General features: G+C 70.6%; 19 protein-coding genes. 7 read left to right on the top strand and 12 right to left on the bottom strand.

Annotated features, from left to right (window positions below; all coding sequences use genetic code 11):
* The first annotated feature begins 43 nt into the window (after nucleotides 1-43).
* On the top strand, nucleotides 44-1,381 hold the full coding sequence (locus CLV68_RS10560) for an MFS transporter (RefSeq protein WP_121390179.1): 1,338 nt from the start codon (nucleotides 44-46) through the stop codon (nucleotides 1,379-1,381).
* A 476-nt stretch (nucleotides 1,382-1,857) separates the two neighbouring features.
* Here CLV68_RS10560 and dapF read toward each other — a convergent pair whose 3' ends face one another.
* From dapF to CLV68_RS10540, 3 genes are all read right to left on the bottom strand, one after another.
* Nucleotides 1,858-2,688 carry a diaminopimelate epimerase gene (gene dapF / locus CLV68_RS10550; protein WP_121390177.1) on the bottom strand — a complete coding sequence of 277 codons (831 nt, stop codon included), beginning with the start codon at nucleotides 2,686-2,688 and terminating at the stop codon, nucleotides 1,858-1,860.
* A 314-nt stretch (nucleotides 2,689-3,002) separates the two neighbouring features.
* Nucleotides 3,003-4,088 (bottom strand): tRNA (adenosine(37)-N6)-dimethylallyltransferase MiaA, encoded by a 1,086-nt coding sequence (miaA, locus tag CLV68_RS10545; protein ID WP_211346459.1) that lies wholly within the window; start codon nucleotides 4,086-4,088, stop codon nucleotides 3,003-3,005.
* Nucleotides 4,085-4,807, bottom strand: coding sequence for a class III extradiol ring-cleavage dioxygenase family protein (locus tag CLV68_RS10540; RefSeq protein ID WP_121390176.1), 723 nt, complete (start codon nucleotides 4,805-4,807; stop codon nucleotides 4,085-4,087). The genes miaA and CLV68_RS10540 overlap by 4 nt, the downstream gene beginning before the upstream one ends.
* 734 nt (nucleotides 4,808-5,541) lie before the next feature.
* Here CLV68_RS10540 and CLV68_RS10535 point away from each other — a divergent pair.
* Nucleotides 5,542-6,876, top strand: a complete 1,335-nt coding sequence (locus CLV68_RS10535; protein WP_121391098.1) for a DUF349 domain-containing protein — start codon at nucleotides 5,542-5,544, stop codon at nucleotides 6,874-6,876.
* A 652-nt stretch (nucleotides 6,877-7,528) separates the two neighbouring features.
* Here CLV68_RS10535 and CLV68_RS10530 read toward each other — a convergent pair.
* Together CLV68_RS10530 and miaB are read right to left on the bottom strand one after the other, a co-directional pair.
* Nucleotides 7,529-8,014 (bottom strand): Rv2732c family membrane protein, encoded by a 486-nt coding sequence (locus CLV68_RS10530; RefSeq protein ID WP_121390175.1) that lies wholly within the window; start codon nucleotides 8,012-8,014, stop codon nucleotides 7,529-7,531.
* 504 nt (nucleotides 8,015-8,518) lie between these two features.
* The gene (gene miaB, locus CLV68_RS10525; RefSeq protein WP_121390174.1) at nucleotides 8,519-9,982 is read right to left on the bottom strand and encodes a tRNA (N6-isopentenyl adenosine(37)-C2)-methylthiotransferase MiaB; all 1,464 of its coding nucleotides are present in this window, start codon (nucleotides 9,980-9,982) and stop codon (nucleotides 8,519-8,521) included.
* Nucleotides 9,983-10,097: 115 nt separating this feature from the next.
* On the opposite strand from miaB, the gene CLV68_RS10520 reads away from it, so the two are divergent.
* The gene (locus CLV68_RS10520) at nucleotides 10,098-11,039 is read left to right on the top strand and encodes a TAXI family TRAP transporter solute-binding subunit (RefSeq protein WP_121390173.1); all 942 of its coding nucleotides are present in this window, start codon (nucleotides 10,098-10,100) and stop codon (nucleotides 11,037-11,039) included.
* On the opposite strand, the gene CLV68_RS10515 is transcribed toward CLV68_RS10520, so the two are convergent.
* Nucleotides 11,036-12,442 carry a sensor histidine kinase gene (locus CLV68_RS10515; RefSeq protein ID WP_121390172.1) on the bottom strand — a complete coding sequence of 469 codons (1,407 nt, stop codon included), beginning with the start codon at nucleotides 12,440-12,442 and terminating at the stop codon, nucleotides 11,036-11,038. The genes CLV68_RS10520 and CLV68_RS10515 overlap by 4 nt on opposite strands.
* A gap of 22 nt (nucleotides 12,443-12,464) precedes the next feature.
* Nucleotides 12,465-13,142, bottom strand: a complete 678-nt coding sequence (locus CLV68_RS10510) for a response regulator transcription factor (protein WP_121390171.1) — start codon at nucleotides 13,140-13,142, stop codon at nucleotides 12,465-12,467.
* Between the two features lie 187 nt (nucleotides 13,143-13,329).
* Between CLV68_RS10510 and CLV68_RS10505 the strand changes: the two genes are divergently transcribed.
* The 4 genes from CLV68_RS10505 to CLV68_RS10490 all read left to right on the top strand — a co-directional run bounded on the left by CLV68_RS10505 (nucleotide 13,330) and on the right by CLV68_RS10490 (nucleotide 16,607).
* Nucleotides 13,330-14,058: an amino acid ABC transporter ATP-binding protein gene (locus CLV68_RS10505; protein ID WP_211346533.1), complete on the top strand. Its 729-nt coding sequence runs from the start codon at nucleotides 13,330-13,332 to the stop codon at nucleotides 14,056-14,058.
* A gap of 63 nt (nucleotides 14,059-14,121) precedes the next feature.
* Complete coding sequence (locus tag CLV68_RS10500; protein ID WP_121390169.1) at nucleotides 14,122-15,006, top strand: glutamate ABC transporter substrate-binding protein; 885 nt, start codon at nucleotides 14,122-14,124, stop codon at nucleotides 15,004-15,006.
* A gap of 72 nt (nucleotides 15,007-15,078) precedes the next feature.
* Nucleotides 15,079-15,729, top strand: coding sequence for an amino acid ABC transporter permease (locus tag CLV68_RS10495; protein WP_121390168.1), 651 nt, complete (start codon nucleotides 15,079-15,081; stop codon nucleotides 15,727-15,729).
* Entirely contained in the window at nucleotides 15,726-16,607 is an 882-nt protein-coding gene (locus tag CLV68_RS10490) for an amino acid ABC transporter permease (RefSeq protein WP_121390167.1), read from the top strand. Before CLV68_RS10495 ends, CLV68_RS10490 begins: the two co-directional genes overlap by 4 nt.
* 81 nt (nucleotides 16,608-16,688) lie before the next feature.
* Here the strand turns inward: CLV68_RS10490 and CLV68_RS10485 are convergent, their stop codons facing one another.
* The 5 genes from CLV68_RS10485 to CLV68_RS35035 all read right to left on the bottom strand — a co-directional run bounded on the left by CLV68_RS10485 (nucleotide 16,689) and on the right by CLV68_RS35035 (nucleotide 21,332).
* Nucleotides 16,689-17,444, bottom strand: a complete 756-nt coding sequence (locus tag CLV68_RS10485; protein ID WP_121390166.1) for a succinate dehydrogenase/fumarate reductase iron-sulfur subunit — start codon at nucleotides 17,442-17,444, stop codon at nucleotides 16,689-16,691.
* A 1-nt stretch (nucleotide 17,445) separates the two neighbouring features.
* On the bottom strand, nucleotides 17,446-19,359 hold the full coding sequence (locus tag CLV68_RS10480) for a fumarate reductase/succinate dehydrogenase flavoprotein subunit (protein ID WP_121390165.1): 1,914 nt from the start codon (nucleotides 19,357-19,359) through the stop codon (nucleotides 17,446-17,448).
* 22 nt (nucleotides 19,360-19,381) lie between these two features.
* Complete coding sequence (locus CLV68_RS10475) at nucleotides 19,382-20,164, bottom strand: hypothetical protein (protein WP_121390164.1); 783 nt, start codon at nucleotides 20,162-20,164, stop codon at nucleotides 19,382-19,384.
* 33 nt (nucleotides 20,165-20,197) lie between these two features.
* A complete protein-coding gene (locus CLV68_RS10470) occupies nucleotides 20,198-20,479 on the bottom strand; it encodes a hypothetical protein (RefSeq protein ID WP_092776021.1) in 282 nt (93 codons plus the stop codon).
* Between the two features lie 382 nt (nucleotides 20,480-20,861).
* On the bottom strand, nucleotides 20,862-21,332 hold the full coding sequence (locus CLV68_RS35035) for a regulatory protein RecX (protein WP_246009856.1): 471 nt from the start codon (nucleotides 21,330-21,332) through the stop codon (nucleotides 20,862-20,864).
* Between the last annotated feature and the right edge of the window lie 210 nt (nucleotides 21,333-21,542).

The raw sequence follows: 21,542 nt of genomic DNA, 5'->3' as shown, positions 1-21,542 counted from the left end.
GAAGTGATTGACAGTTTCCAATCACTCGCGGCATCCTGGTGTCATGACCTCCACCCTGCGCGGCCACCCCGGCTTCCGACTGCTGTGGGTAGGCGACACGATCGCCCAGTTCGGCACGGCCATCGCCTCGGTCGTGCTGCCCCTGCTGGCCGTCGGGGTGCTGCACGCGACACCGGGGCAGATGGGGGTGCTCGTCGCCGCCGAGACCGCGGCCTTCCTGCTCATCGGCCTGCCTGCGGGTGCCTGGGTGGACCGGGTGCGGCGCAGGCCGCTGATGATCAGGATGGACCTGGTCCGGGCCGCGCTGCTGCTGAGCATCCCGGTGGCGGGCCTGCTCGGTGTGCTCTCGTTCACCCAGCTCGTGGTGGTGGCGCTGCTGGTCGGCACCTGCACGGTGTTCTTCGACATCGCCTACCAGTCGTACCTGCCCGCGCTGGTGGGCCGAGATCACCTGATGGAGGGAAACGCGAAGCTCCAGGCGAGCCAATCGGTGGCCGTCTTCAGCGGACCGGCCCTCGGTGGCGGCCTGACCGGCCTGATCGGCGCCGCCACGACCCTGGCGGGCACCGGCCTGGGCTACCTGGCCTCCGCGCTGTGCCTGTCGCGGATCACCACGGACGAGCCGAGGCCGGAGCGATTACCGGATCGGAACCTGCGCGCGGAGGTGGCCGAGGGCCTGCGGTTCGTGGTGACGAACCGGCGGTTGCGGGCGATCGCGGGCTGCACGGCCTCCTGGAACCTGTTCTTCGGGGTGCAGGGAGCGGTGCTGGTGCTGTTCATGGTCCGGGTGCTCGGCCTGTCCCCGGCGGCCGTAGGCGTGGTGCTCGGCCTGACGGGCGTGGGCGGGATCGTGGGCGCGGCCGTGTCGGCCCGGGTGATCCGGGTGCTGGGCCAGGCCAGGGCGATCTGGCTCGTCCCGGCGGTCGGCGCGCTGTTCGGGCCGCTGATCCCGCTGGCCGGGCCGGACTGGCGGCTCGGGCTGATCGTGGTCGGCGAGGTCGCCATCGGGTTCACCGGCGTCGTCTACAACGTCGCCCAGATCAGCTACCGGCAGGCGATCTGCCCGGACCACCTGCTGGGCCGGATGAACGCCAGCATCCGGTTCCTGGTGTGGGGCACGCTGCCACTGGGCGCGCTGGCAGGCGGCGCGCTCGGCACCGCGCTCGGGATCCGCCAGACGATGTGGATCGCGGTCGCTGGCTGGGCCCTGTCGTGCCTGTGGGTGGTGTTCTCACCGTTGCGAACAGAACGGGAGATCACGACCGAGGCCACGGAAGCCAACGGCGGACACACCACCTCCAACCTCGCCCCCCGGGCCCGCACCGGTGGCGGCCTCAGCAGCAGGCGCGACGCAGGTCCAGACCACGACGTCCTCGGGTGACGAGCCACCGGAGGCACACAGCCGGGCCGCAGACGAGGAGGCGGCCCGAGGAAGGCGGCAACAGCGGAAGAGGGCATCGCTTGCGAGCGCGGGCGGTGGCGAGAACGACACAGTCGGTCGCGCTGTCCGGGTAGGCGAACAGCTCGGTGACACGGACAGTGACCTCGTCGGTGATCGGGTCCAGACAGCGCGAGCACTCCCCGACCAGCGGCCCGCCGGCGGTGCCGGTCACCAACACACCCTCGACCACCGACTCGAGCAACAGGTCCAACACGACCTCGGCCCCGACCGGCACCCCAATGACACCCTCAAGGCCCAGGACGTAGGTCGCGGTCGCGACGCGACGCACCGACCTGCTCGAGCCGGGACGCCTACCCAACTCACGGGTATCAATCACCCACGGGCCGGAGAGCACCTGGCGGGACGAGCGCCCCGAGTGGTCGTCGGTTCGAGACACGAGAAGGAGGTGAGGTAGATCAGGCGTAGGTGTCCCACCAGGACTCGGTGAGGGTGCCCTCGGCCACGAACACGGCCGGACCGGTGAGGGTGCTGGTGTCGTCGGTGACAGTGACGGTGACGGTGCCGCCGGGGATGTGGACGGTCACGGCGCCGGTGGTCAGGCGCCTGGCTGCCAGGGCGGCGACGGCCGCGGCGACGGTGCCAGTGCCGCACGACCGGGTCTCGCCGACGCCGCGTTCGTGGACGCGCATCCGGATCTCGGCGGAGCCGACGACCTCGATGAACTCGAGGTTCACCCCGCGGGGGAAGAACTCGTGGTCGAAGGCGGGCTGGGTGGTCAGGTCCAACTCGGCCACCGAGTCGACCACGCTGACCAGGTGGGGGTTGCCGACGTCGACACCGAGGCCGGTGTGGGTGCTGCCGTTCACCGTGGTGGTCGACTGGCCCAGCACGCGGATCCGGCCCATGTCGACGGTGACCGTGCCGTCGGGGTGGACGGTCGCGGGTCGCACTCCGGCCCGGGACCACACCGGGAACTCGGGGCCGTCGACGAGTCCCGCGTCACTCAGGTAGCGCGCGAACACCCGGACACCGTTGCCACACATCTCCGCGATCGACCCGTCGGCGTTGCGGTAGTCCATGAACCAGGCGTCGCCGTCCACACCGGCGGGCGCGTCGGCGAGTGCCTTCGCTCGCACGACCCGCAGCACCCCGTCGGCCCCGAGGCCACGCTGCCGGTCGCACAACGCCCGCACCCGCCCCGCGGTCAGGTCGAGCTCGCCATCGGGGTCGGGCAGCAGCACGAAGTCATTCTCCGTGCCATGCCCCTTGAGAAACGCGATCGCCACCCCACCAGGTTACGGCCGCGCCCGCACCACGCCCCCGCCCCCATCGACACCCCGGGGAATCGACCCCGAAAGGAGGACGCACCTGCCACTATCCACAACTGAACATCGCCGACCGCACCCTGCACGGGTGAAGCGCCAACGTGGCCAAGAGCTGTCGACGTGGGCCAAGACGTGACGCCCTAGTCAGGCCGGTGGTGTGAGACAGACCAGTGGCTTGGGCCAGGCCAGTGCGTGGGTCAGGCCACTGACTTAGGTCAGGCCAGTGGCGAGGGTCAGGCCGATGACCGGGTCAGGTCTTGGTGACCTAGGTCGGGTCAAGTCTTGGCGACGGTGGCGGCCTGAGCAAGGGCAGCGTCCAAGAGGTCCGGGCGGGCGGCGTCCAGCCAGGTGATGCGGGGGTCCCGGCGGAACCAGGAGCGTTGACGGCGGACAAAGCGGCGAGTGGCTCGGGCGGTGTCCGCTGCCGCCTCGGCGAACGCGAGGTCGTCGGAGCGGTCTCGGGCGGCCTGGCCACTGAGGTCACCGGCGCGGTCGAGGGCTGTCGGGCCACTGGGGCCGCCGGTGCGGTCGATGACGGTGTTGCCGTTGCGGTCGAGCACAGTGTCGCCGGTGCGGTCGAAGGGCTGATGGGGTGCACTGCCACTGGCCTCGCGTGTGGTGTCGAGGGCGGCGAGGACCTGCTGGTAGCCGAGGGCTCTGGCAGCGGTCCTGCCTTCGCGGAGACCGTGGGCTTCCAGCGTGCGGACCTCGTCGACCAAGCCGGTGGCGAACATCAATTCGACGCGGTGGTCGACGCGGGTGTCGAGGGCGGTGGGGTCCCGGTCGAGGCCGATCATGGCCATGTCGTAGCGGGCGGGGCCGGGTTTGGGCATCGTCGCGGAGAACGGGCGGCCGGTCAGTTCGATGACCTCCAGGGCCCGGACGATGCGGCGGCCGTTGCTCGGTAGGACTGACTCGGCGGCGACCGGGTCTTGCTCTGCGAGTCGGGCGTGCAGCGGGGCCGAGCCGACCGCGGCGAGTTCGGATTCCAGGCGGGCGCGGATGTCCGGGTCGGTGCCGGGGAACTCCAACTCGTCCACCACGGCCTGGACGTACAGGCCGGAGCCGCCGACGAGGACCGGGACCCGGTCGCGGGCCAGGATGTCCTCGATCACCGCCCTGGCCGCGCGCTGGTAGGCGGCGACCGAGGCCGTCTCGGTCACGGTGAGCACGTCGAGCAGGTGGTGCGGGACGCCGCGGCGTTCGGCGGGGGTGATCTTGGCGGTGCCGATGTCCATGCCCAGGTACAGCTGCATGGCGTCGGCGTTGACCACCTCACCGCCGAGGCGTTCGGCGATGGCGACCCCGAGGTCGGACTTGCCGGTGGCGGTGGGGCCGACGATGGCGATCGCCCGGATCACGCGGGTTCCCACACGGCGAAGTGATACGCGACCCCCAGCGGGGCGGACACGCGGGCCTCGACCGACCGCCACTCCCGGCCGTCGGCACGCACCGCGCCCGCGAGCACCTGCCACGGTGCGCGACCGACCGCACCCAACTCGGCGGCCAACGCCGGGTCCAACCGGGCGAGGGCGTCGAGGTCGACCGAGGCGAGGGCGCGTGTGACGTCGTCGTCGAAGGCCGCGGAACGGGCGTCGGGCCTGCCGACGGACCGTTCTCCGTGCCGGTGCGAGCCGTCGCCGAGGACGAGCAGGCCCACCGGGTCCGGTCCGGCCAGTTCCTCGGCGATCCGCGCTCCCTCGGCGGCGCAGTCGGTCGGCGAGAAATCGACGGGGACGATGCGCGCCGTGACGTCCGGTCCGCCGACCGCGGCGCGCAGCCAGCCCGCGACCAGGGCGGGCAACGGCAGCACCGGATCGGCGAAAGCCAGGTCGGCCTTGGCGCCCAGGCCGACTCGAACGTCCACTCCGAACCCGCGGAAGGTGCCCGCCACCTCGGGGCCGTACCGGCCGGGACGGTCGCAGGCGCCCACGACGAACCACCTCGGCGCGGCGTCGGCGAAGGACGCGGCGGCCGCGACGCAGTCGGCGCGCACGGCGTCGGCGTCCCGGTCGCCCCCGCCGGTCAGTTCCGGCACGATCAGGGGCGGGTGCGGCACCACGGCGACTCGGCGGATCACGGGCCCGAGGTTACTGTCCGTCGAACAAACTTGGCGCCGACGGCCCACGGACAGCACCTTTTGCGGCACCATGATGACCATTGCGGCCCTCCGGAGTACCCAGGCGCCTCCTGACCTGTTTGAATGCGCGCGGGTAGGAGAAGCCGCACGGCCCGAGGGCCGTTCGCACAGTGCTGGGCCCCGCGTGAGCGGGGCGTCCGCTCACGCGGGCACGCAGGCAGGAGGAGTCGGCCATGACGGACAGGGACCACGGCGCCGGGGCAGTGGCGGAGCAGGACAGCGGCGGCGAGCCGGACCAGGCCGCGGTGGCCGCTCCGGTCACGACACCGTCCGCGGGAGCGCCGACACCCACCGAGCCCGAGGCGGCACCGGCGACCACGGCCGAGGCGACGCCCGCCGCGGCGGCACCGGTCGAGTCGGCCCCGGTCGAGGCAACAGCCGTCGAGACAGCACCGGTTGAGGCAGCACCGGTCGAGTCGGCAGCAGCAGTTGAGTCGGCAGCAGTCGAGGCGGCACCGGTTGAGGCAGGCGCGGTCGAGGCGGAAGCGGTCGAGACAGCGGTAGTCGAGACGGCAGCAGTCGACACCACCGCGGTCGAGGCGGCACCCACCGAGGAGCAGGCCCCCGCGGACGACGCCTCCACGATCGCCGACACCAGCACCGCGGACACCCACGGCTCTGACGACGCAGGCACCCCCGAGGTAGCTGACCGCGCCGCGACCGACGAGCCCGCCGTGGCCGCGGTCGTGGACGTGACGCCCGCTGACGTCCCCGCTCCCAGCCAGGTCGCGGGCAACCGCGCCCCGGTGGCCCCCGCGCCCACCGTGGAAGGTGGACCGCAGGTACCGGTCGCGGCGTCGAGCCCGGGCAAGTGGGGTCGCGTAGACGCCGACGGCACGGTCTACGTGACCACGGCCGAGGGTGAGCGCGCGATCGGCTCGTGGCAGGCCGGTGAGCCGGAGGAGGGCCTCGCGCACTTCGCCCGCCGGTTCGACGACATCCGCACCGAGGTCGAGCTGCTGGCGTCCCGGCTGGCGTCCGGGTCGGGCGACCCGAAGCAGGCGGCGACCAACGCCAAGCACATCCGCGACGGGCTGGCCGAGGCGCACGTGGTCGGTGACCTCGCGGCGCTGGCGGCCAGGATCGACTTCGTGCTGGCCAACGCCTCGGTCGCGGTCGAGGCGGCCAAGCACGCCCGCGAGGAGGCCAGGGCCGGTTCCGTCGCGCGCAAGCAGGAGCTGGTGGAGGAGGCGGAGAAGCTCTCCGAGGAGTCCACGCAGTGGAAGGTGGCCGGGGACCGGCTGCGCACCATCCTCGACGAGTGGAAGACGATCAAGGGCGTCGACCGCAAGACCGACGAGGCCCTGTGGCGCCGCTTCTCCAAGGCCCGCGACACGTTCAACCGCAGGCGCGGCTCGCACTTCGCCGACCTGGACCGGCAGCGGGCCACCGCGAAGTCCCGCAAGCAGGAGTTGGTGGAGGAGGCCGAGCGGCTCTCCGAGTCCGACGACTGGGGCCCCACCGCGGGCCGCTACAAGGACCTCATGGTCGAGTGGAAGGCCGCCGGACGCGCCCCCAAGGACGCCGACGACACCCTCTGGCAACGCTTCCGCGCCGCCCAGGACGCCTTCTTCGCCCGCCGCTCCAGCGTCTTCGACGAACGCGACGCCGAGTTCGCCGACAACGCCCGCAAGAAGGAAGACCTCCTCACCGAGGCCGAGAAAATCACCACCACCGACCTCGACGCCGCCCGCACCGCACTGCACCGCGTCCAAGAACGCTGGGAAGAGGTCGGCAAGGTCCCCCGCGAACGCATCCGCGAACTCGAAGGCAGGCTCCGCGCCGTCGAGGACAAGGTCCGCACCGCCGCCGACGCCCAATGGCGCCGCACCGACCCCGAGGCCGAGGCCAGGGCCGCCCAATTCCGCGAACGCGTCCACCAGTACGAAACCCAAGCCGCCAAAGCCAGGGCCGCGGGCGACAAACGCCGAGCCGACCAAGCCGAAGCCCAAGCAGCCCAATGGCGCGAATGGCTCACCGCCGCCGAACAGGCCGTCGCCTCCCGCTAACACCCCCTCCGAAACGGCCCCCGGCACTCCCGCCGGGGGCCGTTTCCCGTCCCCGCGAACGACTTCCCTCGGGCCTCTTCTCTTGTAACCCACCCGAGCGACCCCTGGCTGCCAGCCGCACTTCCTTCGGCCCGCTCGACAGCTATTTGCGCCCCTGTGGAGTTCACCCGTCCCAGCGACAGAAGTTATCCACATGTGGATCTTCGGCGGCCTGTTTCAAGATCCTCTGTCGGCGGCTCCCGGTAGGCTGGGACCTGGGACGCCCCCCGGAGAGGGTGGGGGCTGGGGCAGGACTGGCGTGCGCGCGCGAGGCCGTTGAGGTGGGGGTAACGGCGGGCGGTAGAGGTGCCTGGGCGCGGTGAGGGTGGCGGCGCAGGGGCGGGCCAGAGTCGGGCTGTGGGGGCAAGGGTTGGGCGGACCGGAACCAGAGGTGGGCTGCCGAGACCAGGGGTGGGCGGACTAGGCCCAGAGTTGGGCGACCGGGACAGAGGGCTAGGGACTTTGGTGGCTGGAGGGCGTGCAGGCTCACGGCAGGTGGGGGTGGCCTGGGTTGGCGATGGGGCCGTGAGTCGTGAGCCGAACGCCGAGAGGGGGCGGCGAAGTGGGCTGGCTAGACCGCTGGGGGCTGACAGACAGAGGCAGGGCGGGGGTGCTAGCGGGGCTCGGGTGGGCGGGACCAGGCGGTCTTGAGCCAGAGGGCGGCCAGGGTGACCATGGCGATCTCGCTGATGATCAAGCCGGGGCCCGGGCCAGGGGAGTTGAGGCCCGCGCTGGACTGGCGGGTCCAGATGGCCAGGAGTCCGTCGACCGCGGCGAACCAGCCGCCGAGGGCGGCGATCCAGGTCAGGGTCCAGCGGCGCAGCACCAGGGCCAGGGCTGAGGCGAGGATGCCGAACGCCAGAGCTGTGGCGGCGAAGAGGCGGGGGACGGCTCCTGCCTTGCCGGTGGCGTCGCCGGCGGCGAGGAGGACCTGCCAGCCTGCGGCGGAGCCCATCCACGGCAGCACGTAGCCGACGATCAGCACGAACACCGCGATGGACAGCACGATCGCCCGGAAGCCGAGGTCCACCACGGCCGAACGCTCAACGGAGTCGATCTCGGCCCGCAACGCCGCGAGATCCTGGTCGTCGGTGGTCATCCACAACCTCCACACACACCCAGGGGCGCCCCGCAAGCGACACCACGCACCGAGCCCGGCACACCGCCAGATCCACACCGCACGACGGTCACCCACACCCTCCACACACACCCAGGGCCGCCCCACAAGCGACACCACGCACCGAGCTCAGCTCAGCGCCAGACCCACATCGCACGACGGTCACCCACACCCTCCACACACACCCAGGGCCGCCCAGCAAGCAACACCACGCACCGAGGCGCCAGATCCACATCGCACAACGGTCACCCGCGCCCTCCACTCACAGCCAGGCGCGCCCAGTAGACGACACCACGCACCGAGGCGCCAGATCCGCAGCGCGCGACGGTCATCCACACGCTCCACCCACAGCCAGGGGCGCCCAGCAGGCGACAGCACGCACCGAGCCACATCCACACCGCACGACAGTCATCCGCGCGCTCCACTCCATCGCCAGCGGAACTCCGGACGCGGCGCCGCGAACCATGCGCAGCAGAACGGGCGAGGTCATCCGCAGCCGCCGGTGGGCTGGAGTGGGGTTGGGATGCCGAAGCCCGGGAGGCCGAGGGTGACGCCGGGGGTTTTGGGGCGGATGCCTGCTTCGTGGTTGTCGCCCGCGCGGGTGCGGCGGTGGGAGAGGAGGGGGCCGTCGGCGACGAGGTGGTGCGGGGCGGCGTAGGTGATCACTGTCTCGACCACGTCGCCCGGGCGGATGGGGGCTTCGCCGGGGGTGAAGTGGACCAGGCGGTTGTCGCGGGCGCGGCCGCTCATGCGGTGGGTGTCGGCGTCCTTGCGGCCCTCGCCGGTGGCGACCACGACCTCGGCGGTGCGGCCGACCTGCTCCTTGTTCAGCTGCCAGGCGATGTCGTTCTGCAGGGCCACCAGGCGGTCGTAGCGCTCCTGGACGACCTGCTTGGGCAGCTGGTCCGGCATCGAGGCGGCCGGGGTGCCGGGGCGCTTGGAGTACTGGAAGGTGAACGCGCTGGTGAACCGGGACTGGGCCACGACGTCGAGGGTGGCCTGGAAGTCGGCCTCGGTCTCGCCGGGGAAGCCGACGATGATGTCGGTGGTGATCGCGGCGTCCGGCATCGCGGCGCGGACCTTGTCGATGATCGACAGGTAGCGCGCGGACCGGTACGAGCGGCGCATCTCGCGCAGCAGCCGGTCCGAGCCCGATTGCAGCGGCATGTGCAGCTGGTGGCAGACGACCGGTGTCTCGGCCATGGCGGCGATGACGTCGTCGGTGAAGTCCTTCGGGTGCGGGGAGGTGAACCGGACCCGCTCCAGGCCGTCGATCTCGCCGCAGGCGCGCAGGAGCTTGCCGAAGGCGTAGCGGTCGCCGAACTCCACGCCGTAGGAGTTGACGTTCTGCCCGAGCAGCGTCACCTCCAGCACACCCTCGGCGACCAGGGCGGACACCTCGGCGAGCACGTCACCGGGGCGCCGGTCGCGTTCGCGGCCGCGCAGCGCGGGCACGATGCAGAAGGTGCAGGTGTTGTTGCAGCCCACCGAGATCGACACCCAGCCGGAGTGCGCGGAGTCGCGGCGGGCGGGCAGCGTGGAGGGGAAGACCTCCAGCGACTCCAGGATCTCGACCTCGGCCTGGCGGTTGTGCCTGGCCCGGTCGAGCAGGGTCGGCAGCGACCCGATGTTGTGCGTGCCGAACACCACGTCCACCCAGGGCGCGCGGCGGACGATCTCGCCGCGGTCCTTCTGCGCGAGACAGCCACCGACCGCGATCTGCATGTCAGGGTTAGCCGTCTTGGCCGGTGCTAGGTGGCCGAGGTTGCCGTAGAGCTTGTTGTCGGCGTTCTCCCGCACAGCACAGGTGTTGAACACGACGACGTCGGCCTGCGCGCCCTCGGGCGCGACAACATAGCCCGCGTCCTCGAGCAGGCCGGACAGCCGCTCGGAGTCGTGGACGTTCATCTGGCACCCGTAGGTGCGGACTTGGTAGGTTCGCGCGCTCATCTCGGTGTCCGAGGGTACGCCGCGCCGTCAGCGGCCCGAGCACCCCCGGCGACCCGCGCTGTCGTTTCCCGGCGAAGCGCACGTCACGCCGTTGGCCCTCTGGCACGATCGTGCAATGGCACGTGGTGGTGGGGCGCGCAGGACGGTGGCGGTCCTCGCCGTGGTCGTGCTCACGCTGCTGGCCGGGTGCGAGACGCAGTTCCCCGCCGTGCGGCTGCGGGTCGCCGCGGGCAACAAGGCCGGGGTCTACAACACGATCTCGCAGTTCATGGCCGGGGTGTGGCAGGCGCGGCTCGGCACGCAGCGCCCGGAGGTGCTGGCCACCGGCGGGTCGCCGGACAACGTCAACAAGCTGCTCTCCGGCGAGGTCGACATCGCCTTCAGCGCCGCGGACGTGGCGTCGAAGCCGACCTCGGGGCCGCGGTCGCCCCGCGCGCTGGCCCGCATCCACGACGACTACCTGCACGTGGTGGTGCGCGACGACGGCCCCATCCAGCAGTTGTCGGACCTGCGCGGGATGCGGGTGGCGACCGGCGCGAAGGACTCGGGGGTGGAGTTCATCGCCAAGCGGATCCTGGCGCTGACCGGCCTGGACTCCCCCGGGATGCTGACCCAGCAGTCCCTGGACCTGGCCTCGTCGGTGGAGGCGCTGCGGATGAACCGGATCGACGCGTTCTTCTGGTCCGGCGGGCTGCCCACCCAGGCCATCTCCGGGCTCGGCGACGCGATGGCGATCCGGCTGCTGGACCTGGCCGACGACATCCCAGCGCTGCGCAGGCAGTACCCGGTGTACGACTCGGCGTCGATCCCCGCGTCGACCTACCACCTGGCGGGCAGGCCGGTGAACACGCTGGCGGTGCCGAACTTCCTGCTCGTCACCGACCAGATGTCCGACGACCTCGCCGAGGGCTTGATCCGGGAGTTCTTCGCGGCCTTGCCCGAACTGGCCCAACAGACCCCGGCAGCGCTATCGATCGACCTCCAGTCAGCGATCGAGACAGACCCCATCAAGCTGCATCCGGGCGCCGAGAAGTTCTACCGCGGCGAGAAGATCTAGCGGTGCACCGGTAGATCTACCGTGACGCGGAGACCGCCGCCCTCAGGTAGGTCCAACCGCAGGTCTCCTGCTGCCCTTGCCACGATGCGGCTGACGATCGCGAGTCCCAGACCGGAACCGGGCACGTTCTGGTGAGCGCCACTACGCCAGAACCGGTCTGTGGCGCGCTCTAGTTCGTCCGCGCGCAAACCAGGTCCGTGGTCACGCACGCTGACCGCCACTACCCCGGCGGTTCCGTCTACCGCGACCGACACGCGCACCGAGCTACCCGCGCCGGTGAACTTCAACGCGTTGTCCAGCAGCGCGTCCAGGATCCCGTCGAGGCCGCGCGCGGGCGCCATCGCCCGCGCCGGACCGGCGGCTCCCGCGACGTCCAGGGTGATGTCGCGCGAGTCGGCCACCACGCGCCAGTCCGCGACCCGCTCGGCGACCACGGCGTCGACGTCCACCGGCACCAGGTCGCCGCCGGTGTTCTCGGCGCGCGCCATGGCCAGCAGCTCGTCGAGGATGCGGTTGAGCCGGTCGGCCTCGGCCGCGGCGGCGACCCGGTGGTCGTCGGCGTCGAGGTCGACGTGGCCCTCCAGGTTGACCAGCCGCAGCTTGAGCGCGGTCAGCGGGTTGCGCAGTTGGTGCGAGGCGTCGGCGACGAACGCGCGTTGCGCGGCGAGGGCGTCGCCGACGCTGGCGGCCATCTGGTCGAAGGAGCGCACCAGCTTGCGCAGTTCGGGCGGGCCGTGCTCGTCGGCGACCTTCTCCGCCTCGCGGCCGCTCACCACCGCGGCCACCAGCGACCCGGTCGCCTCGTCCAACCGCCGCACCGGCCGCAGGATCCACTGGATGACCGGCACCGCCAGCATCAGCGCCAACCCGAACGACAGGACCCCGCCCGCGGCGATCAGCAGCCACCACCACAGCACCCTGGTGCGGCTGCTCTCAGTCGGCGACACGGTGATGACCGCGCCGCGCACCTCGCCGTCCACGAGCACCGGACCGGCCAGCACCAGCGGCCGGTCGTTCCACGGCAGCAGCAGCGCGCCCGACTCGGGACGGCGACCGGCCAGCGCGCGTTGCACCTGCCTGCGCACGTCGTCGGAGGTGAGGTCGACCGGGGCGATGCCACCGGTGGAGCCGGAACTGACCTGGGGGCTGCTGTCCTGGTCGACGATGAGCACGGCGACGCCGTAGAGCTCGAAGTAGCGCTGCAACTCCTCGCTCATCGAGTCGGCGGTGTCGTCGGTCAGCGGCCGCTGGGCCATCGAGGCGAACCGGTTGGTGTCGGTGAGCCGGTCCAGGAACAGCTTCTGCTGCTCGGACCCCGCGACCGACAGCGCGAGCGGCACGCCGAGGCCGAACACCAGCAGCGCGACCAGGAACCAGACCATGCCGAGCAACCGCGTCCGCATCGCGCCTCCCCCCGGGTACGTCTCAGGCGAGTCTGCCCGGTTGACCCGACAAGCGGTACCCGACCCCCCGAACGGTCTCGATGAGCGTGGGCCGTCCGAGCTTGGTGCGCAGCGTGGCCACGTGCACGTCCAATGATCGGTTCTCCGCCGCGCCAGCCCTGCCCCACACCTCGGCCAGCACCTGCTCGCGCCCGCACACCGCGCCCTTGGCGTCGACGACGAGCGCGAACACCTGGAACTCCTTGCGCGACAACGAGATCGGCGCACCGTCCACAGTGACCTCGTGGCGGTCGAAGTCGACCCGAACGCCGTCGAGCTCGAACACCCCGCTCGGGCCGCCGCCGCGGTCGGTGCGGCGCCTGCGCACGGCGTGCACCCGCGCGACGAGTTCGTCGACGTCGTAGGGCTTGACGAGGTAGTCGTCCGCGCCCGCGCGCAGACCGAGGATCCGGTCGTCGACCTCGCCGCGCGCCGAGACCACGATGATGGCCACGTCGCTGGCCGCGCGGATCTGTCGACACAGGACGATCCCGTCCACGTCGGGCAGGCCGAGGTCGAGCAGCACCACGTCGACCTCGCCGACCAGGTCGAGCACACCCGCCCCCGACGCGAGCCTGCGCACGGCGAGGCCACGGCGGACCAGGGCCGGGGTCAGGGCGTCGGCGACCCGGTCGTCGTCCTCCACGAGCAGCACGCGCACCGCGCACCTCCACGATCCCCAGGCGGTTGTGTGACAGAGTTGAGACCCTAAGTGTTGCTCAAGGCCCATGGGAGAGGTGGGCGAGCCGGAGTAGGTTTCCGCAGACACCCATCCCCAGACCCCTGACGCACACCCGGTACGCCAGCGCTCGGAGGACGCCATGACCGAACCGAACACCGCCCGGCCGATGGTCCGGATGGCCGCGGTGGACAAGTTCTTCGGTCCGCTGCACGTGCTCAAGGAGATCACCCTCGACGTGCCGCAGGGGCAGGTCGTCGTGGTGCTCGGCCCGTCCGGGTCCGGCAAGTCGACGCTGTGCCGGGCGATCAACCGGTTGGAGCCGATCGATTCCGGCCTGATCGAGGTGGACGGCCGCCCGCTGCCCGCGGAGGGCAAGGAGCTGGCCGGGCTGCGCGCCGAGGTCGGCATGGTGTTCCAGTCGTTCAACCTGTTCGCGCACAAGACGATCCTGGAGAACGTCACGCTGGCCCCGATCCGGGTGCGCAAGGTGCCCGCCGCGCAGGCGCGCACGACGGCCCTGGAGCTGCTGGAGCGGGTCGGGATCAGCAACCAGGCGGACAAGTACCCGGCGCAGCTGTCCGGGGGGCAGCAGCAGCGCGCCGCGATCGCCAGGGCGCTGGCCATGCGCCCCAAGGTGATGCTGTTCGACGAGCCGACCTCGGCGCTGGACCCGGAGATGGTCCAGGAGGTGCTCGACGTGATGACCGGGCTGGCCGCCGAGGGGATGACGATGCTGGTGGTCACGCACGAGATGGGCTTCGCGCGCAAGGCCGCCCATCGGGTGATCTTCATGTCCGACGGCGAGGTCGTCGAGGACAGCACGCCGGAGGAGTTCTTCACCGCGCCGAAGTCCGGGCGGGCCAAGGACTTCCTTGGCAAGATCCTCACCCACTGACCTTCCCCCGGGGAAGGCAGCACACCCGGCTGGACCGCAGCCGACGACAACGAAGGAGCACACATGCGACTCCGGAGCCTCATGGTCGGCACCGTGACCGCCGCACTCGCCCTCTCGCTGACCGCGTGCGGGAAGTCAAGCGACTCCGGATCGGGCAACCCGTCGGTGGACGCCAAGGCATCGTTCGAGGCGGGCACCACGATGGCCACGCTCAACCAGGCAGGCAAGATCCGCATCGGCACCAAGTTCGACCAGCCGCTGTTCGGCCTCAAGGGCCTCGACGGCAAGCCGACCGGGTTCGACGTGGAGATCGCCAAGCTGGTCGCCGCGAAGCTCGGCCTGGCCGCTGACAAGATCGAGTGGGTTGAGACCCCGTCGAAGGTCCGCGAGGAGGTCATCGAGCAGGGCAAGGTCGACCTGGTCGTGGCCACCTACACCATCAACGACAAGCGCAAGGAGCGGATCTCCTTCGCGGGCCCGTACTACGAGGCCGGTCAGGACCTGATGGTGAAGAAGGACAACGACAAGATCACCGACCAGAACTCGCTCAAGGACGCGGGCGCCAAGGTCTGCTCGGTCACCGGCTCCACCCCGGCCGAGACGATCAAGAAGTACATCGACGAGAAGAACCTGGTGCTCTTCGACGTGTACTCCAAGTGCGCCGACGCGCTGAAGAACAACCAGGTCGACGCCGTCACCACCGACAACGTGATCCTGCTCGGCCTGGTCGACAAGTCCGAGGGCGCCTACAAGCTGGTGGGCAAGCCGTTCACCAAGGAGCCCTACGGCATCGGCATCAAGAAGGGCGACACCAAGTTCTGCCAGTTCATCAACGACACCCTCAAGGCCGCCGCGGCTGACGGCAGCTACGAGAAGGCGTGGAAGGACACCGCGGGCAAGGTCGCGCCCAACACCCCGAAGCTGCCAGAGACCGCCACCTGCAGCTGATCTGCTGACCCGTCCTCCGGGGCGCCCGCCGACGGCGGGCGCCCCGGGGCCTTACCGGGCTCGGAGTCACCCGTGAACGTCATCATCGACAACTTCCCGCTCTACCTCAGCGGTTTCCTGCAGACGCTGCGGATCTGCGCGTTCGCCGCGATCGGCGCGCTGGTCATCGGCACCGTCATCGCCGGGTTCCGGGTGTCCCCGGTGCCGCCGCTGCGCTGGGTGGGCACCGCGTGGGTCACCGTGTTCCGCAACTGCCCGCTGACCGTGGTGCTGTTCTTCTGCGCGTTCGGCCTACCGGAGATCGGCGTCAACGGCGCGTACTTCTGGTTCGGGGTGACCGGCCTGGTCCTCTACACCTCGGCGTTCGTCTGCGAGGCGGTGCGCAGCGGCATCAACTCGGTGCCCGCAGGCCAGGCCGAGGCCGCGCGCGCGGTCGGGTTGACCTTCAGCCAGTCCCTGTCCTCGGTGGTGCTGCCGCAGGCGCTGCGCACCGTCGTGCCGCCGCTGGGCAGCGTCATCATCGCGATGATCAAGAACTCGGCCATCGCAGGCGCGTTCGGCATCGGCGGCGACCTGTTCGCCGTCGGCGACACGCTGACCTCGGCCAGGGGCGAGGCCGCCCTGCCGGTGCTCATCGGCGTGGTGGTCGGCTACCTGGTCATCACCATCCCCAGCGGCCTCGGCCTGGCCTGGCTGGAGCGAAAGGTGGCGATCGCCCGATGACCACGTCCGTGCTCTACGACGCGCCGGGTCCCCGCACCCGCCGCCGCGTCCTGCTGGGCAGCGCCGCGGCGGGCGTCCTGCTGGCGGGCGTGCTGGCCCTGGTGGGCAACCGGCTCGCCGAGAAGGGCCAGTTCGACCAGGACAAGTGGGCCCCGCTGACCGACCCGTCGTCCGACGACTTCGTCGACGTGTGGAACCTGCTCGGCGACGCCCTGGTCAACACCCTGGTCGCCGCCGCCCTGGCGATGGCGTTCTCCCTGGTCATCGGCACCGGGCTGGCGGTGCTGCGGATCACCGCGGGCCGCTCGTGGCGCTGGCTGGTCGTCGGGGTGATCGAGCTGTTCCGGGGCATCCCGGTGGTCATCCTGATCTTCTTCGCCGCCCGGGTGCTGCCCGGCTTCGGCGTCGACCTGCCCAACCTGTGGTTCCTGGTGATCGGCCTGACCGCGTACAACTCGGTCATCATCGCCGAGATCGTCCGGGCCGGGGTGAACTCCCTGCCCAAGGGCCAGCGCGAGGCGGCCGAGTCGCTCGGCCTGCGCCGCGGCCAGGTCCTGTCGGTGATCCTGCTGCCCCAGGCGTTCCGGGCGATGCTGCCCGCGCTGATCAGCCAACTGGTGGTGGTCCTCAAGGACACCTCGCTCGGCTTCATCATCAGCTACGAGGAAACCGTCCGCACCGCGGGCATCATCATCCAGAACCTGAGCAACCCCATCCAGGTCTACTTCGTCGTCGCCGTCATCTTCATCGCCGTCAACTACGCGGTCAGCCGCCTGGCCATCTACGTCGAACGCCGCCTCAGCCAGGGCAAGAAGACCGCGACGGCCACCCTCTCCGCCACCGACCCCGCAGGCGCGGGCACCGGCGGCGGGGGCTGATCCGACAACGACAGAGCGGCCGCGGGCGGGGGAAGTCCACCCGCTCGCGGCCGCTCTGCCAGTGGGCCGGGAACCGCTCCGTCAGGACTTGCCGCGGCGGAAGATCTTGGAGCCTAGCCAGACGACGGGGTCGTACTTGCGGTCGGCGACGCGTTCCTTCATGGGGATGAGGGCGTTGTCGGTGATCGCGATGTGCTCGGGGCAGACCTCGGTGCAGCACTTGGTGATGTTGCACAGGCCGAGGCCGTGGTCGTCCTGCGCGGAGGGGACCCGGTCGGCGGTGTCGAGCGGGTGGAACTCCAGTTCCGCGGCGCGCATCAGGAAGCGGGGGCCGGAGAAGGCTTCCTTGTTCTCCTCGTGGTCGCGGACCACGTGGCAGGTGTTCTGGCACAGGAAGCACTCGATGCACTTGCGGAACTCCTGCGACCGCTGCACGTCGACCTGCTGCATGCGGTAGTCGCCGGGGGCGAGGTCGGCCGGGGGCGTGAACGAGGGGATCTCGCGGGCCTTCTGGTAGTTGAAGGACACGTCGGTGACCAGGTCGCGGATCACCGGGAAGGCGCGCATCGGGGTGACCGTGACCGTCTCCTCCTCGGTGAAGGTCGACATCCGGGTCATGCACAGCAGCCGCGGCCTGCCGTTGATCTCCGCCGAGCACGAGCCGCACTTGCCCGCCTTGCAGTTCCAGCGCACCGCCAGGTCCGGCGCCTGGGTGGCCTGCAGCCGGTGGATGATGTCGAGGACGACCTCGCCCTCGTTCACCTCCACCAGGAAGTCCCGCAGCTCACCGGAATCGGCGTCGCCGCGCCACACCTTGAACTTCGCCTTGTAGGGCACCTCAGTCCTCTCGTCCCGGGTGGGAGCCCAGCTCACCGCCGGTGTAGTACTTCTCCAGCTCGGTGAGCTCGAAGAGCTCCAGCAGGTCGCCCCGCATCGGTTCCTGCTCCTTGCGGGTGATCGCCACGCTCGGGACGAGCGGGTCGTCGTTCTCCGCCGAGCAGACCAGCAGCGTGTTGCGCCACTGGGCGTCCATCATCGGGTAGTCGTCGCGGGTGTGGCCGCCCCTGCTCTCGGTGCGGGTGAGCGCCGCCTTGGCGACGCACTCGCTGACCAGCAGCATGTTGCGCAGGTCGATGGCCAGGTGCCAGCCGGGGTTGTACTGCCGGTGGCCCTCGACGGTGACCTTGCCGATCCTGGACTTGATCTCGGCGAGCTTGGCCAGCGCCTGCTCGACCTCGTCGGACTTGCGGATGATGCCGACCAGGTCGTTCATCGACTGCTGCAGCTCGTTCTGCAGCGTGTACGGGTTCTCCTCGACGCCGTTGGCAGGCGGGTCGAAGGGCGCCAGCGCGAACCGGGCCGCGGAGTCCACATCGGACTGGGTGACGGCCGGGCGGTCGGTGAGCGACTCGACGTAGGTCGCGGCGCCCAGACCGGCGCGGCGGCCGAAGACCAGCAGGTCCGACAGCGAGTTGCCGCCGAGCCGGTTGGAGCCGTGCATGCCGCCGGAGCACTCGCCCGCGGCGAACAGGCCGGGCACACTGGCCGCGGCGGTGTCCGGGTCGACCTCGACGCCGCCCATGACGTAGTGGCAGGTCGGCCCGACCTCCATCGGCTCCGCGGTGATGTCGACGTCGGCCAGTTCCTTGAACTGGTGGTACATCGAGGGCAGCCTGCGCTTGATCTCCTCGGCAGGCAGCCTGCTGGCGATGTCGAGGAACACCCCGCCGTGCGGCGACCCGCGACCGGCCTTGACCTCGGAGTTGATCGCGCGGGCCACCTCGTCGCGGGGCAGCAGGTCCGGGGTGCGGCGGTTGTTCTCCTGGTCGGTGTACCAGCGGTCGGCTTCCTGCTCGCCGTCGGCGTACTGGCCCTTGAACACGTCCGGGATGTAGTTGAACATGAACCGCTTGCCGTCGGAGTCCTTGAGCACCCCGCCGTCGCCGCGCACGCCCTCGGTGACCAGGATGCCCTTCACGCTCGGCGGCCACACCATGCCGGTCGGGTGGAACTGGACGAACTCCATGTTGATGAGCGTCGCGCCCGCGCGCAGGGCCAACGCGTGCCCGTCGCCGGTGTACTCCCAGGAGTTCGACGTCACCTTGAACGACTTACCGATACCGCCGGTGGCCAGCACTACCGCCGGGGTCTCGAACAAGATGAACCGACCGGACTCACGCCAGTACCCGAACGCACCGGCAATCTTGTCGCCGTCCTTGAGCAGCTCGGTAATCGTGCACTCGGCGAAGACCTTGATCCTGGCCTCGTAGTCGCCGGTCTCCTTGAAGTCCTCTTGCTGCAACGACACGATCTTCTGCTGCATGGTGCGGATCAGCTCTAGCCCCGTGCGGTCACCGACGTGCGCCAGGCGCGGGTAGGTGTGACCGCCGAAGTTGCGCTGGCTGATGCGGCCGTCCTCGGTGCGGTCGAACAGCGCGCCGTAGGTCTCCAGCTCCCAGACCCGGTCCGGCGCCTCCCTGGCGTGCAGCTCGGCCATCCGCCAGTTGTTCAGGAACTTCCCGCCGCGCATGGTGTCGCGGAAGTGCACCTGCCAGTTGTCGTTGGAGTTCGCGTTGCCCATCGACGCGGCGCAACCGCCCTCGGCCATCACCGTGTGCGCCTTGCCGAACAGCGACTTGCACACCACGGCCACGCGCAGCCCCCGCTGCCGCGCCTCGATCACCGCGCGCAGTCCCGCGCCACCGGCACCGATGACCACCACGTCGTAGGAGTGGCGCTCGACCTCGGTCATGTGTTCCTCTCGAGAAAAGTGCTTAGAAGATGCGCAGATCGGAGATGGCACCGCTGGCGACGAGCATCACGTAGAGGTCCGTCAGCACGAGGGTGCCCAGCGTCGTCCAGGCCAGCCGCATGTGGTGGACGTTGAGCTTGGAGACGAAGGTCCACGCGCGGTAGCGCACGGGGTGCTTGGAGAAGTGCTTGAGCCTGCCGCCCGCGATGTGCCTGCACGAGTGGCACGAGAGCGTGTAGGCCCACAGCAGGACCACGTTGGTGAGCAGGACCAGGTTCCCCACGCCGAGGCCGTGGGTGAGGGCCACGACGGCGTCGTAAGTGTTGACCACCGAGACCAGCAGCGCCACGTAGAAGAAGTACCGGTGGGCGTTCTGCACGATCAGCGGCAGGCGCGTCTCCCCCGAGTACGACGCGTGCGGCTCGGCCACCGCGCAGGCTGGCGGCGACTGCCACACCGACCGGTAGTAAGCCTTGCGGTAGTAGTAGCAGGTCAGCCGGAAGCCGAGCAGGAACGGCAGTGCGACGAAGCCGAGCGGGATCCAGCCGGGCAGCTCCGGCAGCGGGGTGCCGAAGTGGCTGGATCCCGGCAGGCACGACTCACTCAGGCACGGCGAGTAGAACGGCGTGAGGTAGCCGTAGTCCTCGATCCAGTACCACTTGCCCATGAACGAGCGGACGGTCGCGTACGCCACGAAGGCGAACAGGCCCAGGTTCGTGAGCAGGGGCGGGAGCCACCACCGGTCGGTCCGCAGGGTGCGCGCGGAGATACTCGCCCGGGTGGGGGCGCCAACACCTGACGTCATGGTGTCCTCGTCGTTGAGCGGTGGTGTGGTGGTCTAGCGCTGGTAGCCGCCGACGCCCTCGTCGTCGGCGCCGTGCCACAGCGCCGGGTCGTAAGGGGTGTCGGGCACGACGACGACCTCGGCCGCCTCCGCCCGCCTCGGCACCGGTGTCGATGGCGCGGTGGTGAAGTCGGCGACGTCGATGTCGATGCGCTCGAGGTCGTTGGCCAGCCTGCGCACGGCGGGCACGTCGCCATACCGAGCCCGCAGGGCACCGACGCACTGCCGCAGCTGGCCGATGGTCCGCTGCAGCTCACTGATCTCCGTACTCGACATGTCGCACCTCCGTACCTCGGTCTGGTCGCGGTCGGGGTCCATGCCGTCAGGGGGGACCCGTGATGACCGCTCGTCGCCGACTGTGCCTTGCAACGGCAGATGTGACAAGTACCACAGACGGCGGGTCGGTGGGTGATCGACCCTTCGCCAACGGTGGTCAACACCTGTGATCTCGGGCACACGATCATGCGGACCGTACACTGTTTCGGCAGGTGCAACCGTTATGCGGCAAGGGAAATCGCGGCGAAGTGTCCGTTGTGACACTGCCCACTGTGGCCGACCCTCAAGGTCATCGCGGGCGGTCGGGACCCGGCTTCTCGACGCCGGAGAAATCCCCGCCCGACCGGGCGGATCACCACCGGGCGTGACGGGTCCGTCGCGGCTAGTCGAGCGGTTCGGCGGCGTCGAGCGCCGCGCGCACGACCCGGTAGGCCAGGCCCTCGCCGTAGCCGCGGCGGGCCAGCACGGCCACAAGGCGGCGGATCTTGGTCTGCTCGTCGAGGGCCCGCATGGTGCCGAGCTTCTTGGCCACCAGCTCCGCAGCCCGCTCCTGCTCGGCGTCGGTGTCCACGGCGGCGACGGCCTCGGCGACGATCTCGTCGTCGACCCCCTTGCGGCGCAGCTCGGTGGCCAGCGCCCGGCGGCCCAGCCCCCGGTGGGTGTGCCTGGACCGCACCCAGCTCTCGGCGAACGCGGCGTCGTTGATCAACCCGGCGGCGTCGAACTTGCCGAGCACCGCCTCGGCGATGTCGTCCGGGATCTCCTTGCGCCGCAGCGCCTGGGCCAACTCGACCCTGGTCCGGTCCCGGGCGGCGAGTTGGCGGTAGCAGATGTCGCGGGCCTTGGCGGCCAGGTCGTCGCGGTCGGGCTTCTCCTGCTCCCGTTCACCGCGCTCGCGCGTGACGGCGTCGACCTGGCGGCGCAGCTCGGCGAGATCGGGTGCGCTCTGGCGTTCGACAGCAGGAGCGGCCCCGACCGTCGCGGCCGGACCATCCACAGTGGACCTGTCGGGCGCGGTCGGCTTCTGGCGCTTGGCTTTGCCCGGCTTGCGCCGCGTGGGCGC

Origin of the sequence: Actinokineospora cianjurensis (assembly GCF_003663795.1) — a bacterium.
GTDB classification, from domain to species: domain Bacteria; phylum Actinomycetota; class Actinomycetes; order Mycobacteriales; family Pseudonocardiaceae; genus Actinokineospora; species Actinokineospora terrae.
This window is presented reverse-complemented; position numbering and strand designations above follow the sequence as displayed.